This window comes from Sphaerochaeta pleomorpha str. Grapes (genome assembly GCF_000236685.1).
Lineage (GTDB): Bacteria > Spirochaetota > Spirochaetia > Sphaerochaetales > Sphaerochaetaceae > Sphaerochaeta > Sphaerochaeta pleomorpha.
Genome location: NC_016633.1, coordinates 1086533 through 1100728 on the forward strand (window position 1 = coordinate 1086533; position 14196 = coordinate 1100728).

A 14196-nucleotide genomic window follows, 5' to 3' on the forward strand; every position below is an offset into this window, starting at 1 on the left:
ATTTTTGGTTTATGTAGGAATTCTTAGGGACTTTTCTTTCGTTTTAGCAAAATAAATAAGGTAGCATGAGGTTCCTACAAAGAGGCTTGCTTGAGTGCAATTTACTCTAAAAACCTTTCTGGAATTTTTTAGGTGCGTTGAACATCAATTTAGAACAGTGCATCACCCAAATATACGAATAACAATATGTTCAAAAGCAAATTTTTCCTATCTACCCAATGGTTCTCCAAGCATCTTTCCCGCCCTGGCTTTACCCTCAGCAGTACTGCATCTTCTCTGTGTTTCTGTTATACTTACCTTCATGCAAGAACTTATCGAACAGACATTACAGAACTTATCCATAGCGTATCGTCTGGTACATCACCAGGCTGCCTACACCATGGCGGAAATGGAAGCATTGAATCTGAACCTTGGATGTACACACGTAAAGAACCTGTTTTTACGGGACCGAAAAAGCAGAAAATTCTTTTTGTTCTGTGTAAAAGGAGACAAACCGGTCAACCTGCAGCTGCTCTCGATCAAACTAGGGGTAGCAGGTGGGTTGAGCTTTGCAAATCACCAGCAGTTACAAGACAAACTGGGTCTTATGCCAGGTTCGGTAACCCCCTTGGGAATACTCAACGATGAGAAGCGAGAAGTAACAGTGGTGCTGGATTCAGGATTCACCGATACTGAGCTGGTTGGGGTGCATCCCAATGAAAATACAGCTTCGGTACTATTTATGTTTTCAGACTTGGTACGGATCCTTGTCGAGCATAAGACTCCGATACAATATATGGATTTGAAATGAACGCAAAAAAAGAACGGATTTATCAAGACACCTCCTATACCATCGATGCTGTGAAACTCGAGCTGGACAATGGAATGCTGTGTGAATTCCCCCTTATCAACCATCCCGGAGGGGTTGTCATTCTGGCAATGAACGAATACCGCCAGATTGCCCTGGTAAAACAAAATCGTTTTGCCATCGGGGAGGAGACGCTTGAGCTACCGGCAGGAAAGCTGGACAACAAACCGAATGAAACACCTTTAGATGGTGCAAAACGGGAATTGCGGGAAGAAGTGGGGGTTTTGGCCAACGACTGGACGTTTCTCGGCCATGTGTATCCATCACCCGGGATCCTCAATGAAAAACTCTGGTTATATTTTGCCAAAGACATCGTCCTCTCAAAACAAGACCTCGATTTCGACGAAATACTTACAGCAGAATGGATGAGCCTTTCCTCTTTCCGGTCACTGTTGCTCACAGGCAAAATAACCGATGCAAAAACCCTCTGCGCCTATGCCCTGGCAAAGGAAAAGAACTTTCTTTAGCACAACCGGGTTCCCTCCTTTCCAACACCTCCTTCAAGGGGGGCTCTGCTTCCTTCCCTGGGGAAGCAATTGATGACAACCACTTCCACCAGAGGGTAAAAAACTGCTAAGAACTGCAAAAACCCCCTGTTTTCATACGGTTTTTGCATCTTTTCCTTGAGGGAACTCCTAAACAGTGGTATCACAAGTAGTATGAAATTGAAAAACATATTATCGCCTGCCCTCGTCAAAATGCATCTTGAGGGAAAAACCAAGGAAGAGATAATCAGGGAACTGTTGGAAGTTCTGGTCGCAAATGGAAAAATTACCGATGTAGAAACTGTTTTTTCCGGGATTATGGTGAGGGAAAAAGAGATGTCTACAGGAATTCAGCATGGAGTTGCCATTCCCCACGTAAAAACCAAGGCAGTTAAAAACCTGGTAGCTTGCATCGGTTTAAAACCAGAAGGTGCCGATTTCCAAGCCCTCGACGGGGAACCGAGTACCATTTTTATTATGACGGTTTCCCCCATAGACCGCGTAGGACCGCATGTGCAGTTCCTTGCCGAGATCAGTAAAGTCATCAAAACAGCCGATACCCGTAGGCGTTTGCTTGAAACAAAAACGCCGCAAGAAGTCTTGGCAGTATTCGGTCTGTAGGAGAAAAACACTAATGTCTGAAGAAATGATGTTGTTGGTGATGCAACTGGGAGTAATCCTGCTTGCATCAAAATTTATGGGCTGGTTCTTTTCAAAAAAACTGAAACAGTCAAAGGTACTGGGAGAATTGATTGCAGGCATGATCATTGGGCCATTCATGCTAGGAGCCATTCCGCTGGGGAAGCTTGGACCTATGTTCCCCATGGTCTCTGGACCTATTCCGGTATCAGTCGAACTATATGGCTTTGCTACGATCGGCTCAATCTTTTTGCTGTTCGCCTCAGGTCTCGAGACAGACCTCCCTACCTTTATAAGGTTCTCGGGAAAAGCCTCAATCGTTGGGTTCGGCGGAGTAATCGTATCATTTTTCCTGGGAGCGGGAATCACCGTGCTCCTGGTTCCTGCCATTCACTCGATTATGGACCCCGAAGCGTTGTTTTTGGGAACCATCTGTACGGCAACCTCAATAGGGATTACCGCAAGGATCTTGAATGAGAAAAAGAAAATCTCTACCCCGGAAGGAGTAACCATACTTGCAGCCGCGGTGCTGGACGATGTCATCAGCATCATCCTGCTTTCCATTGTAGTCGGAATTGCAACGGTGGAGCAGAACGGGGGAACCATAGCCTGGCATACAATCGGACTCGTGGCAGGAAAGGCCATCGGGTTCTGGGTTCTTTGTATGGTCGTGGGCATTTTCATTGCGCCCCATATCACCCGCTCGCTGAAACGGTTCAATTCGTTGGAACTGATTGCCGAGATAACCTTTGGTCTCGCCCTCTTGCTTGCAGGATTGTCAGAGATGGTCGGTTTGGCAATGATCATCGGAGCTTACATCATGGGCCTGGCCCTTTCCCAGACTGATGTATCCTTTGAGATTTCCGAGCGTATCAATGCGGTAAGCGACTATTTTGTGTCCATGTTCTTTGCAGTGATGGGCATGATGGTGAACTTTGCCATGATCAAGCCGGTTTTGGGTTTTGGGCTTATCTTTGCCATCGTTGCCTTTATCGGGAAACTACTCGGATGCGGGCTCCCTGCCTTGTTCGCGGGTTTCAATATCCGTGGGGCTTTCAGGATCGGGGCAGGCATGCTTCCCCGTGGTGAGGTCACTTTGATCGTTGCAGGTATCGGATTGGCTTCGGGAGCCATCGGCGAAGACATGTTCGGGGTCGCGGTCGTAACCATGCTCCTAGCCTCGGTAGCAGCCCCACCCATGGTCGTCTTTGCCTTCAAGGGAGGCGCCTCAGGGTACCGCAAATCCCTTGAACATGCCGAAGAAGAAGATATCGTCACCATTGAACTTGAATTCCCCACAGAGCGTGCAGCCGATTTCGTCCGTCGCTCGATTACCGAAGGATTCAGGTCCGAAGGGTTTTTCATCAAACGGTTGGAAGGCACCGTCAAGGTATGGCAGATTCGCAAGGAAGCTACCATATTTACCATCAAGAGCCTCGAAACAAAACTGGAAACGAACTGCAAACGGGAGGACGAGGATTTTGTCAGGCTGATGCTCTCAGAGACCTTGGTTGACTTCCAAGGCTTCCTCGACGGCATCAAGTCGATGGAAAGTCCCGATATGATGGGTGCAAACCTCTTGATCGAAATGTTCGCCCAAGAAGATGCAAAACAGGGCAAGCAGGTATAATCGACACGATTGCCTGAGAGCCTATTGTCTCTTTACCCTCTCCCCTTGCCAGTGCAGGGGGATTCTTTTCTAAAAAGAACATCCTATCCTATTCATTTATGAGGAAGTCTTTACGATTATCCCCCTTGACGAATATGAGCCAAAGACTATGATGAGACAAAGCATTAGATGCCAGAAAATACCAAAGGTTATTCATACTAAACCTGCAATTTCGAATCGAAGGGATTGGAATTCTGCAAGCAAACGGGGAAAATAGGGAAAACTGGCATACAAAGCCTTTGTGTATTGGGGAGTTTTGCATGGCAATAGATACAGTTAAGATAGAAGAACATATACGGGGCATTCTACAGGCTTTGGGAGAAAACCCCGACAGGGAAGGCCTTAAGGCAACCCCAAAGCGTGTTGCCCACATGTATGAGGAACTTTTCGAGGGGATTCAGTATTCAAACGACGATATAGCAAAGATGTTTGACAAGACGTTTGAAGAGGATCTCTATATTGCTCAAGGCAACAACGAAATTGTTATGATGAGAGACATCGAACTGTTCAGTTTCTGTGAGCACCATATGGCATTGATGTACAACATGAAAGCCTCTGTTGCCTATATCCCTAATGGAAAGATCCTTGGACTGAGCAAGATTGCAAGGATTGTGGACATGGTAAGCAAACGGTTGCAACTACAAGAGAGGATCGGGTCTGATATTGCCGAAGTCATACAGAAAGTCACAGGTTCCGAGGATGTTGCTGTCATTATCGAAGGACAACATGCGTGTATTACCACCAGGGGAATAAAGAACACAAAATCGGTAACCGCGACGACAACCCTGCGGGGAAGATTCCATACTGACCAGAACTTCATGAACAAGCTTATGCTTCTGTACAGAAAAGAGGTCTAACCCACTAGAGAGAGGCTGATGTATATGGAAACCGTGGAAAAAATCCTTGCCCATCCCCAGTTCTGGGCCTATCTTGAACTGAATGCAGAGGCAGAAAAAGACCGGGTGTATTGCAAGCATGACTATCAGCATGCCCTTGATGTGGCAAGAGTGGCCTACTGCATAGTTCTGGAAAGACATCTATCAATTGACAAAGACCTGCTCTATGCCACGGCATTGCTTCATGATATTGCAAAGTGGAAACAGTATGCACTGGGGAGCGACCATGCAGAAGAGGGAGCTGTTCTAGCCGGACAAATCCTTTCAGATATTGGACTTGATAAGGATACTACCGCTAGCATCCTCTGTGCCATTCGAACGCACCGAGCAAAAGATGGGGAAAAATCCCTGCTCGGTGAGGTGTTGTATGAAAGCGACAAGGCCTGCAGGCCCTGTATTTCATGTAAAAGTCTGAAAGGTTGCAAGAGGTTTCCGGATGGAAAGAAACCTGCGTTGCAATACTGACGCAAGGGCAGCATATTTGAAAAGGATATATATGAACACGAGCATAACGATGGCAGACAAAACATGGGAATGGGGGAAAAGGACCTATATCATGGGCATCTTGAATGTAACTCCTGATTCATTCTCAGACGGAGGCCGCTATTCCAATAGGGAAATTGCGGTGGACCATGCCCTCCAGATGGTGAGTGAGGGAGCAGACATCATCGATATCGGTGGAGAGTCTACCAGGCCGGGGACAACGGTGCCCTTGCCTGAAGATGAAGAGATCGAGAGGATTATCCCTGTAATCGCGCGCTTGTCAAAGCAAAGCACCATCCCGATCTCAGTGGATACCTACAAGGCAAAGACTGCAGAGTATGCTGTCAAAGCCGGAGCCCATATGATCAACGATATATGGGGCTTGAAAAAAGACCCAGAAATGGCCAGCGTTGTCGCTTCCTGTAATGTTCCTATATGCCTCATGCACAACCGCCCCAACACAGATTACGACAACCTTATCAAGGACATTCTCCTTGACCTGGAAGAAAGCATAGAACTCGCCATTCAGGCTGGTGTTCGTGATGAACACATCATCCTCGACCCAGGTATCGGGTTTGGAAAAACCTGGGAACAGAACCTTCAGGTAATGCGAAACCTGGAAATGTTCAAGACCTTGGGGTATCCCATTCTCCTAGGGGCATCTCGTAAAAGTTTTATCGGCAAGATACTGGGTCTGGAAGTCCAAGACAGGCTCGAAGGAACCTTATCAGTTACCTCAATCGGGATTATGAAGGGTGTTGACATCGTACGAGTCCATGATGTGTTGCAGAACGTTAGGGTTGCAACGATGACGGACAGAATAGTAAGGTAGGGTCTATGGATAAAATTATCATCGAGGATTTACAAGTCTATGCCCACCATGGGGTAGCCCAGGAAGAGAAAGCTATCGGTCAGATGTTCATCATATCGATTGAGATTGGCGCAGACCTTGATTTGGCTGCCAAAACAGATGATTTGCATGCAACTATCAGCTATGCTGAGGTCTGTGACGAAGTCCAGAACGTGTTGCAGGCAAAAACCTACAGTCTTATCGAAGCGGCAGCCCTGCAGGTTATCGAGCATCTTTTCAAGACATATCCACTGATTGAGGAAATAAAGGTGCGGTTGAAAAAACCTTGGGCTCCCATGGGCCATCATCTCAAATATGCGGCTGTAGAACTACAACGCAAGAAGGAAGACAAACATGACTGGCTGTAAAATGACAGCCTACCTTGCCTTGGGGTCAAACCTCGGGGACAGGGAAGAACATTTGAGAAACGCCTTAAAAATGCTCTCCCTGACAGAGGGGATCGAGGTTACAACCGTCTCGACTTTTATAAATACAGCACCGGTCGGCTATACCGACCAACCTGATTTCCTCAATGCAGTCGTGGAAATAGAAACTACCTTGGACCCGTATGCCCTGCTTTCCGTGTGCAACGAGATAGAACAGGCGTTGAAACGTAAGCGCATCATCCACTGGGGACCAAGGACAATCGATGTCGATATCCTGTTGTTCGGGGATCTAATCCTGGAAGATGAGAAGCTGACAATCCCCCACCCAAGGATGCTTGAAAGGGAATTCGTCATGAAACCCTTGTGCGAGATCGCTCCAAAAGCCCTGCACCCGGTCAAAAAGAAAACAATCAAAGATCTTCTGTAAAGTAACTATCTTTCGGTTCTCCCAGAAACAGATTATGGATGGGAATAAGAAAAAATCTTGCCGGATTACCTGTTTTCGACCCTTTGGTTGCTATACAGCGAAGTAAAATAGCTCAGTGGAACAACAAAGAAAAGATGCATATCTCAGGGTTTGACACTGAGCGCTTACAAATATACACAGAACATCAGTCCCCCTTACAGTCTTTCTGCAATACCGAGAAAGTCGATTGAACCTAGCATGGGTTTCCAACTCGACATTCAGTTTTCCACAGGTTTGTTAGAACAGGGTACTGCCGATTCGGTTGCTACTATCAGGCTACAGAGCAATCACACAGGAGATGAAGATTATTCAGCAACAACATCGTACTGAAGTTGTTGGCAAAGTGGATTTTAGCCATACTTGGTGGTAAAACTACCCGCATATGGCATTTTAAACCATCCTATGAAATGGATTTTTCTAAATACCTAGTGAGTTTTATCAATTCCTGCCTACATCTCCATACTTGGCAAAGTTCTTGCAGACAAGCAAGGGATGAGTATTCATTTCGAATTTAACAATGTATAGGAAAAACTATGAAAACAGCACAAAAAAGTATTGTCTGTCTCCTGCTCTTGGTTATTGCCCTCTCTAGCGTTAATGCTGCAGTAACCTGGGAGCCCTACCTTGGCTTTAGCAAAGGTGAAGCGAAAATTGATGGAGAAAAAATTCCTTTTTTCGAACTTTCCCTAGGAACACCACTTGGGTCAAGGACAACCATTGAAACATTCCTTTTGGCCCAGCCTCTCTCTGATTTTCCCCATTTTTCTTGCACTGCCAATATTACCGACACTGACAACGCATTTGCACTGATGACCGGGATCAAGACCAGCCTGACGCTCTTCAAGGATGCCACCTTCAATCCGATGGTACAAGCCAGTCTCGGACAGATGATCATCGGCAATCTCGAGCCAACAGCAAACTATCCTGAGCTCTCGTATTATTTCTATAGCAGCATAGCCACAGGGTTTGCATTGAACTTCTTTGAATCCTTTAAGATTCTCATCCTTTCCGGCTATCGTTTCGCTCCTCATGATCAAGTCATTGGTCTTGAAAGCAATGCACTCTCTTCAAAATTTTGTTCAATAAGCTTCAGGGCAGATCTAGACTGATTACGACAGCCGCAAAGGCTGAACAAGAAGAGCCAACATTGGCTGAGAACAAGGCAGGGCATATGGAACAACCATCTTGCGCATCAAAAAAATTCTTTGGCATGAATACAGAAATAGAATGCAAACTGTTCGGAGAACATGCTAAAGAGGCAATGCAGGCGATTCAATTGGAACTACACCTTCTGGAGAACCTGTGGAGCCGATACCTGCCTTCCAGCGATATTGGGAAAATCAACACAGCTGCAGGCAAAGAATTTGTTACGGTTGCTCCTGAGACATTTGCCTTACTTTCCCAGGCCAAGTCTTTCTCAAAGCTATCAGAAGGGGTTTTCAATGTGATGGTTGGTCCCTTGGTTGACCTGTGGGACTACAAACATGCAGTTAGGCCGCCTACTCGGTCAATGGTCAAAAAGGTTTTGCCATTGACCGACCCAGATGATTTGGTACTCACAGCAGACAGCTCTAGGGTGGGTCTGCGCAAGCTTGGCCAATCGATTGATGTAGGAGGTATCGCTAAAGGGTGTGCCACAGATTATTGTGTAGGCATACTCGATGCGTACGGGATTTCCTCCGCTTTCATCAATATCGGTGGAAATGTTGTAGTACGGGGAACAAAACCTGAGGGGAACCCATGGAAGGTAGGAATACGGCATCCAAGGAAACCTGACTCGATGCTTGGTGTTTTGGATGCCTGTAACACCTCAATAGTAACCTCTGGTGATTACGAACGATTCTTCATAGGCCCAAAAGGAAAAAGATGGCATCATATTCTGGATTCAACAACTGGGTACCCTGTACAATCGGCGTTCTCCAGTGTTACCGTTGTGTATGGCAATTCCCTGGTCGCGGATGCCCTTTCGACACTATTGTTTATGTCAGGGATAGAAACCGGATTGGAAATCCTGTCAAGATTCCCTGGCGCTGAAGCTGTATTCGCAGATTCCCGACTATGCGTACTGATTACACCAAACCTTGTTTCAAAATTCCATATCGCTGAACCGATGGAACTATCTGTGGTTAAAAGGAAAGAAAAAAATGAAAAACACAACAAAAAAAAGGAGTAGGAAGATGTTTTGGATTCTCATGATTATTGTATGTGCAATAGTGGCTGTTCTCATTGCCGGAATGTTGCTTGATGCACCGGGACGCAAAGAAATCGCAGAGCTGACTTTTTCTTCCATCGATTTCGATACCTTGCAGGATGGAACGTATGTGGGAGAATTCAAAGGAACAAAATCACATATGCGCGACACTCAGGTTGCAGTCGTGGTTTCCAAAGGTATTGTTTCAGATGTAAAGATTAAAAAAGGCGCCATCGACAAAAACGGAAAAGCGGTACCCCTGAAGGGGGACCAAACCATCGATCAGCTTTTTGATTCTGTACTGCAAAAGAAAACCTTCGATGTAGATGTAATCAGTGGCGCTACCCTCACTTCAAAGACACACTTGAAAGCAATGGAAAACGCCCTGATGCAATCACAGGGAAAATGAGTGCAGAAAGCGAAGTCGCGACTTTAGGCCTTCACCAGGACAGAACTTCCCAGATGGCTTTTATTGACTACGATCTGCCTGTCCAACCGTTCCTTGAGTTCGCTCACATGGGAAATGATACCCACCAGACGATTTCCCTGGGAAAGAGAGACCAAAGTCTGTATGGCCTGCTCCAACGATTCCGTGTCCAAGGCTCCGAACCCCTCATCAATGAAGAGTGTATCTATCTCCACTCCCCCGGCATAGCTTTGGATTACATCCGACAATCCGAGGGCAAGTGAGAGAGAGGCCTTGAAAGACTCTCCCCCTGACAAGGACTTAGCCGGGCGAACCCGTCCGGTATAGTGGTCAAGAACCACTATTTCCAACCCAGCCTGGGATCGGAGATCAGACGATTCCTCTTTTCTCAACAAGGCAAATCGGCCGTTTGCCATACGATTGAGCCGCTTATTGGCCTCTGACAGTATTTGATTGAAATAGGCGGCCTGCACATAGTGTTCGAACGCAATTTTCTGTTTACCTGACAACTCACCGCTTGCCGTCTTGGAGAGGTTACTGACCAGCAGATAGGTATCGCGGCTTGCCTGAACGTCTGCAAGCTCTTTGGCCAGAAAAGAGGATACCTTCTCGTTTATCCCTAGACGGGAAGACAGCGTCTGCAGATGTGCATCGAGTTGGTGCTGTTGTTCCTCTCCACCCTCCTTCTTTTGTATCAGTGCTTGCAGGTCCTCTATCCTTAGGTCTTTGGTTTCCCTCTCCAGCCGTTCAATATCCTGTTGGTTAGCCTTCAAGGCATCGCTGAATTGTGCAATGGATGTTTTCAGCTCTCTAATCTCCTGCTCACTTTTCAAAGCTGCTTGATAGGCGTAAGAATCTTCGAAACCTGAGGCCTCCACTTGCCTGGAAAAAGCCTCGCTTGCCTTCGTTTCTTCCTTTCGTGCTAGTTCCAACCGCTCTTTCTGGTCAGAAAGAAGCATCTGGTTGCCATGCTGTAGTTCCTTACATTTTTGGTAGGCTTCTGAACTTTCTTTGAATCGCTTTTTCATTGCATCCAATACCGATTGCTGTTTTGCAATCACCTTGTTTACTTCGTCTGTAGTATTGTATTCCAGTGATTGTCGCATTGTCGCCAATTCGCCCTGCACCATAGCTACAGAAGAACCGAGAACAACAAGGGCTTGCTCCTGTTTTCTCAGTTCATTCGCTTTGTTTGCCAACGATATCTCCAGTTCGGCAAGCAATGTTTTCAATTGTTTTTTCTGTTCTTCCTGTTTTCGTAATTCTGCAATAGCCTTTTCGTTTTCACTTAGTTGCAGACCTATTGTCTGCAATTTCGCTTCCACTTTTGAAAAAAGCACGGAGAGATCAGGCTCTGTCTCTTCTTCGATACCCACTACCGTGGCCATTTTGGTTACCAGAGCCCATGATTCCCTGATTTCCGTGCGTTTTGAAGACATCGATTCACTTGCGTCCTGCAAACTCTGCCTCGCCTTGTCACTTGCCTGTTTCATAGCCTGTAGCTCTGCCTCACGGGGAGCTTCAAATAACACCTTTGCTTTGTCCGGATGGATGGTAGAACCACAGACAGGGCAAGGCCTCCCCTCTTCCAGCTGAGCAGCCAGGATTCCCGCCTGTTCCCGGAAAAAGAGAGCCTCAGCCTCAAGATACGTTGTATTGCTTTCTTTGAAGGCCCCTTCCAATGCCAGGTAGCTTTCTCGAATCTTTGCATATTCCCCTATTCGCTTTTCCACTGTCTCCAAAGAAGATTGCATTTCAAGCAGATTGCATCTTGTACTCGTGAGGTTTTTATGTTCCTGAAGGCAGGATGCCAGGGCAACTTCTACATTTTCTCGTTTCTGCAATGCTTCCTGAGTGGTTTCTTTCTCTGTTTGCAACCCTTGCTGGTTGGTTTTTAGCACTTGCAGGTCAAGGTTTCCCTGCGTTTGACTAGAAACCAATGCATCCAATTTCTTCTGTTTTTCCTCCATCTGCGCATAGAGCGGAAGCGTCAGGGAAAGTCGTTCGATCAAAGAGGAGAGAGCCTCTCTGTTTTCCTCTTTTTTCGTTTCTTTTGTATAATCCTCAAGGAGGGTTTCTAGCTCCTGGTTCTGGATAACCAAAGCTTTTTCTGTCTTTTCGATTGCAAAAAGAAGCTCCTTCACGTTGGCAACTGACGTTTGGTAGGCATCCTGTAAGGGCTTGAGGGAATACAGGGCAATCTCGGCAGAACGAAGGCATACTTCATTTTTGTGGTAATCCTCGACAGAATCGAGCAAGTCCTGTTTGGTTGTCTCAGCCTTTTTTAGGTCTTTGAACTTCTGGTTGGTATATTCTGCCTGTATCATAGATGAAACTAGCTGGGAATGGTGTTGCTTGAGCTCACCTGATAGCGTCCTTACTGTCTGTAAGGCTTCCTTGTCACTTTGCACGAGCGCATGCAACTCCATTAAAATGGCAGGAGCATCATGGATGGAAGAAGTACGGCATTTCTCAGCCGATAGGATAGAGGTATCATCTTCAGGACAGGAAATACCGGCTATGTATTGCAAGATACGCAAGTCGGTATCTTCGCATTGTCTTTTAGCTTCACTTTCCTTCACTTTCAAGAGTTTTTGCACAGTCTGATAGAGTTCTGTATTGAAAACCCGCCTGAATATCGCTCCCCTGTCTTTGCTGTCTGCAAGTAGCAACTGGAGGAATTCACCCTGGGCAATCATGGAAATCTGCTTGAATTGCCCATAGGTAATGCCAAGGATGTCCACGATTTTTGCAGTCACGCTCTGGTAGCCTGTGACTATGTCGCCACTAGGGAGTTTCAATGTTGCGTCGGCAGTCTCGGTTGTAAGGCCCTCCCCTGTTTTCTTTGGACGCTCATAGCGAGGATTTCTTTCCAGTACATAGAGAAGATTTCTATGTAAGAATGTTAAGGTTACTACTGTTTTAGTATTTGCAGTGGCAAAATCACTGCGGAGCGTGTCGGCAGTACGAATTGATCCGCTTGCCTCCCCATACAGCGAGAAGGCAATGGCATCGAAAATCGTGGTCTTCCCAGAGCCTGTATCGCCGGTGATCAGAAAAATCCCTTTTCCCCCGAAAGGCGTGAAATCGACCTCAACTTTGTCAGCATAGGGGCCGAAAGCGCTCATACTCAGATGCAATGGTTTCATAGCTCTTTCCCTCCTGCCTGGGCAAACACGTCTTTTAGAACTGCAAGACCTTCGGCTGAGAGTTCTTCATTGTTTTGTTGCAGGTAAAAATCAGAGAACAGCTCGATAGGCTGTTTTCGTTCGATATCATCCGAGCAAATGGCAGTAGTTCCATTGGTTTGGCTTGTCTTGCTGTTATCAAAGTCCAATGCCATGAGGTTGGGATAGATTCTGCGCATTTGCCCTATGGCATCGTAGAGTTCTTCCTCATCAGTCAAGATTGCATGGATATAATCCTGGTTGCCGGAAACATCCTCGGTCCCCATTTGCAGTAAATGGGCAAGGGGCCCTTTGATCTCCCTCACGTCATGCAGGGGAAAAAGGTCCACGGTCCTGATTTCCCTCGTTCCCTTTTCCTTGAGTTCCACAATGGTAACCGATTTCTTCCCCCTTGCCTCAGAAAAGGAATACTTGAGGGGAGACCCGGCATAACGCAACAAACCGTTGGCCAAGGTTTGTGGTCTATGGAGATGACCAAGGGCTACATAATCAAAAAGGATGAAAGCTGAGGCGTCTACATTATCCAACCCCCCGACAGAAAGGTTTTCTGAGTCCGAATGCTCGGGCATTTCCAACCCATTGGTCACAAACTGGTGGGCAAGGAGGATATTACGCTCTGACGTATCGATCTTTGCAGTATCGAGGACCATTCTGGCTGCCTCGTCGTAGGTTTCTACCGATTGGTCCAGATAGTGGGACACCACTGCTGGTTTGATAAACGGCAGGAGAAACACATGGACGTTCCCATAGGCATCTTCCAGCAACGTCTCCTGCAGGGAACCGGTAAAGGCCCCAGCAATGAAAAGACGGTTTTTCCCAAGGATCCGGCTTCCGAATCCCAATCGCTCGGGAGAATCGTGGTTCCCGCTTATGATATAGATTGCGGGGCCCATCTCAGTCAAGCTCGTAAGAAACTCGTCAAGAAGCTCCACAGCCTCAATCGAAGGCTGGCTTTTGTCATATACGTCCCCGGCAATGAGAACAGCCTCGGCTTTTTCGTCTCTGACGATAGTGAGGATCTGGGAGAGAATGTGACGCTGGTCTTCGATCATACTGAATTCATTGACGCGCTTTCCAATATGCAAGTCAGCTATATGTAGCAGTTTCATGCTCTTTCCTTAGGTTTTGATACGAATAGGTCCATTCTACCACTTCCCCACCGATTGGCAAAACACTTACGCAATGGGGGATTGATTTCCCCCTGTAAGCTTCTGTCCGTTTTCTATACGAATACCGGGAATTGCTACATTCGCATAGATGCCCTTGGCAATGGGTATTGACCGATGAAACCAATATTCCACCACCCTGATAATCGCTGGTTTTCTCTTTTGGTACATGGAAGCATTGCAGAACGCACCGTTGACTTTTTTCTGCCTCGATTTTGAAACATTGATTGCAGTCATATGGTTAAGGAATCCTGGTCTACGATTGTACCCAGTTAAAACCTAGGCTCAGTTTTGGTGTAAATAAAGTTTCTTCTCTTGTTTTACAACCTGGTTACCAATGCATGCAAATACACACCTGTAAAAAGAATCCTTCGTAGCTGTAACATGGTTCCGAAAAGCGCATACTATGCAAAGCATACAAATCAATCAAATTTCTTCTTGACGTACCTACTCCTAGTAACAGTAAAATAGAATCCATGTATCTTTAGATAGATACCGTAAAG

General features: G+C 46.4%; 15 protein-coding genes. 12 read left to right on the forward strand and 3 right to left on the reverse strand.

Annotation, left to right across the window (positions count from 1 at the left end):
* Positions 1 to 301: 301 nt before the first annotated feature.
* The 12 genes from SPIGRAPES_RS04880 (at position 302) to SPIGRAPES_RS04945 (ending at position 9321) form a co-directional block, all read left to right on the forward strand.
* Positions 302 to 790, forward strand: a complete 489-nt coding sequence (locus tag SPIGRAPES_RS04880) for a prolyl-tRNA synthetase associated domain-containing protein (RefSeq protein ID WP_041385008.1) — start codon at positions 302 to 304, stop codon at positions 788 to 790.
* Entirely contained in the window at positions 787 to 1314 is a 528-nt protein-coding gene (locus SPIGRAPES_RS04885; RefSeq protein WP_014269662.1) for an NUDIX hydrolase, read from the forward strand. The genes SPIGRAPES_RS04880 and SPIGRAPES_RS04885 overlap by 4 nt, the downstream gene beginning before the upstream one ends.
* A gap of 192 nt (positions 1315 to 1506) precedes the next feature.
* Positions 1507 to 1953 (forward strand): PTS sugar transporter subunit IIA, encoded by a 447-nt coding sequence (locus tag SPIGRAPES_RS04895; RefSeq protein ID WP_014269663.1) that lies wholly within the window; start codon positions 1507 to 1509, stop codon positions 1951 to 1953.
* A 13-nt stretch (positions 1954 to 1966) separates the two neighbouring features.
* The gene (locus SPIGRAPES_RS04900; RefSeq protein WP_014269664.1) at positions 1967 to 3601 is read left to right on the forward strand and encodes a cation:proton antiporter; all 1635 of its coding nucleotides are present in this window, start codon (positions 1967 to 1969) and stop codon (positions 3599 to 3601) included.
* 299 nt (positions 3602 to 3900) lie between these two features.
* Entirely contained in the window at positions 3901 to 4497 is a 597-nt protein-coding gene (gene folE / locus SPIGRAPES_RS04905) for a GTP cyclohydrolase I FolE (RefSeq protein WP_014269665.1), read from the forward strand.
* Between the two features lie 24 nt (positions 4498 to 4521).
* Positions 4522 to 5001: an HD domain-containing protein gene (locus SPIGRAPES_RS04910; RefSeq protein ID WP_014269666.1), complete on the forward strand. Its 480-nt coding sequence runs from the start codon at positions 4522 to 4524 to the stop codon at positions 4999 to 5001.
* Positions 5002 to 5032: 31 nt separating this feature from the next.
* Positions 5033 to 5851: a dihydropteroate synthase gene (gene folP / locus SPIGRAPES_RS04915; RefSeq protein ID WP_041385010.1), complete on the forward strand. Its 819-nt coding sequence runs from the start codon at positions 5033 to 5035 to the stop codon at positions 5849 to 5851.
* 5 nt (positions 5852 to 5856) lie between these two features.
* Complete coding sequence (folB, locus tag SPIGRAPES_RS04920; RefSeq protein WP_014269668.1) at positions 5857 to 6237, forward strand: dihydroneopterin aldolase; 381 nt, start codon at positions 5857 to 5859, stop codon at positions 6235 to 6237.
* A complete protein-coding gene (gene folK / locus SPIGRAPES_RS04925) occupies positions 6224 to 6682 on the forward strand; it encodes a 2-amino-4-hydroxy-6-hydroxymethyldihydropteridine diphosphokinase (protein WP_014269669.1) in 459 nt (152 codons plus the stop codon). The genes folB and folK overlap by 14 nt, the downstream gene beginning before the upstream one ends.
* A gap of 572 nt (positions 6683 to 7254) precedes the next feature.
* Positions 7255 to 7830, forward strand: a complete 576-nt coding sequence (locus SPIGRAPES_RS04935; protein ID WP_014269670.1) for a hypothetical protein — start codon at positions 7255 to 7257, stop codon at positions 7828 to 7830.
* Between the two features lie 101 nt (positions 7831 to 7931).
* Positions 7932 to 8894, forward strand: a complete 963-nt coding sequence (locus SPIGRAPES_RS04940) for an FAD:protein FMN transferase (RefSeq protein WP_172635065.1) — start codon at positions 7932 to 7934, stop codon at positions 8892 to 8894.
* 4 nt (positions 8895 to 8898) lie between these two features.
* Positions 8899 to 9321, forward strand: coding sequence for an FMN-binding protein (locus SPIGRAPES_RS04945; RefSeq protein WP_014269672.1), 423 nt, complete (start codon positions 8899 to 8901; stop codon positions 9319 to 9321).
* Positions 9322 to 9344: 23 nt separating this feature from the next.
* Here SPIGRAPES_RS04945 and SPIGRAPES_RS04950 read toward each other — a convergent pair whose 3' ends face one another.
* From SPIGRAPES_RS04950 to SPIGRAPES_RS04960, 3 genes are all read right to left on the reverse strand, one after another.
* Positions 9345 to 12488, reverse strand: a complete 3144-nt coding sequence (locus SPIGRAPES_RS04950; protein WP_014269673.1) for an AAA family ATPase — start codon at positions 12486 to 12488, stop codon at positions 9345 to 9347.
* Positions 12485 to 13636 carry an exonuclease SbcCD subunit D gene (locus tag SPIGRAPES_RS04955; RefSeq protein ID WP_014269674.1) on the reverse strand — a complete coding sequence of 384 codons (1152 nt, stop codon included), beginning with the start codon at positions 13634 to 13636 and terminating at the stop codon, positions 12485 to 12487. The genes SPIGRAPES_RS04950 and SPIGRAPES_RS04955 overlap by 4 nt, the downstream gene beginning before the upstream one ends.
* Positions 13637 to 13702: 66 nt before the next feature.
* On the reverse strand, positions 13703 to 13930 hold the full coding sequence (locus SPIGRAPES_RS04960) for a hypothetical protein (protein WP_014269675.1): 228 nt from the start codon (positions 13928 to 13930) through the stop codon (positions 13703 to 13705).
* Positions 13931 to 14196 lie beyond the last annotated feature (266 nt).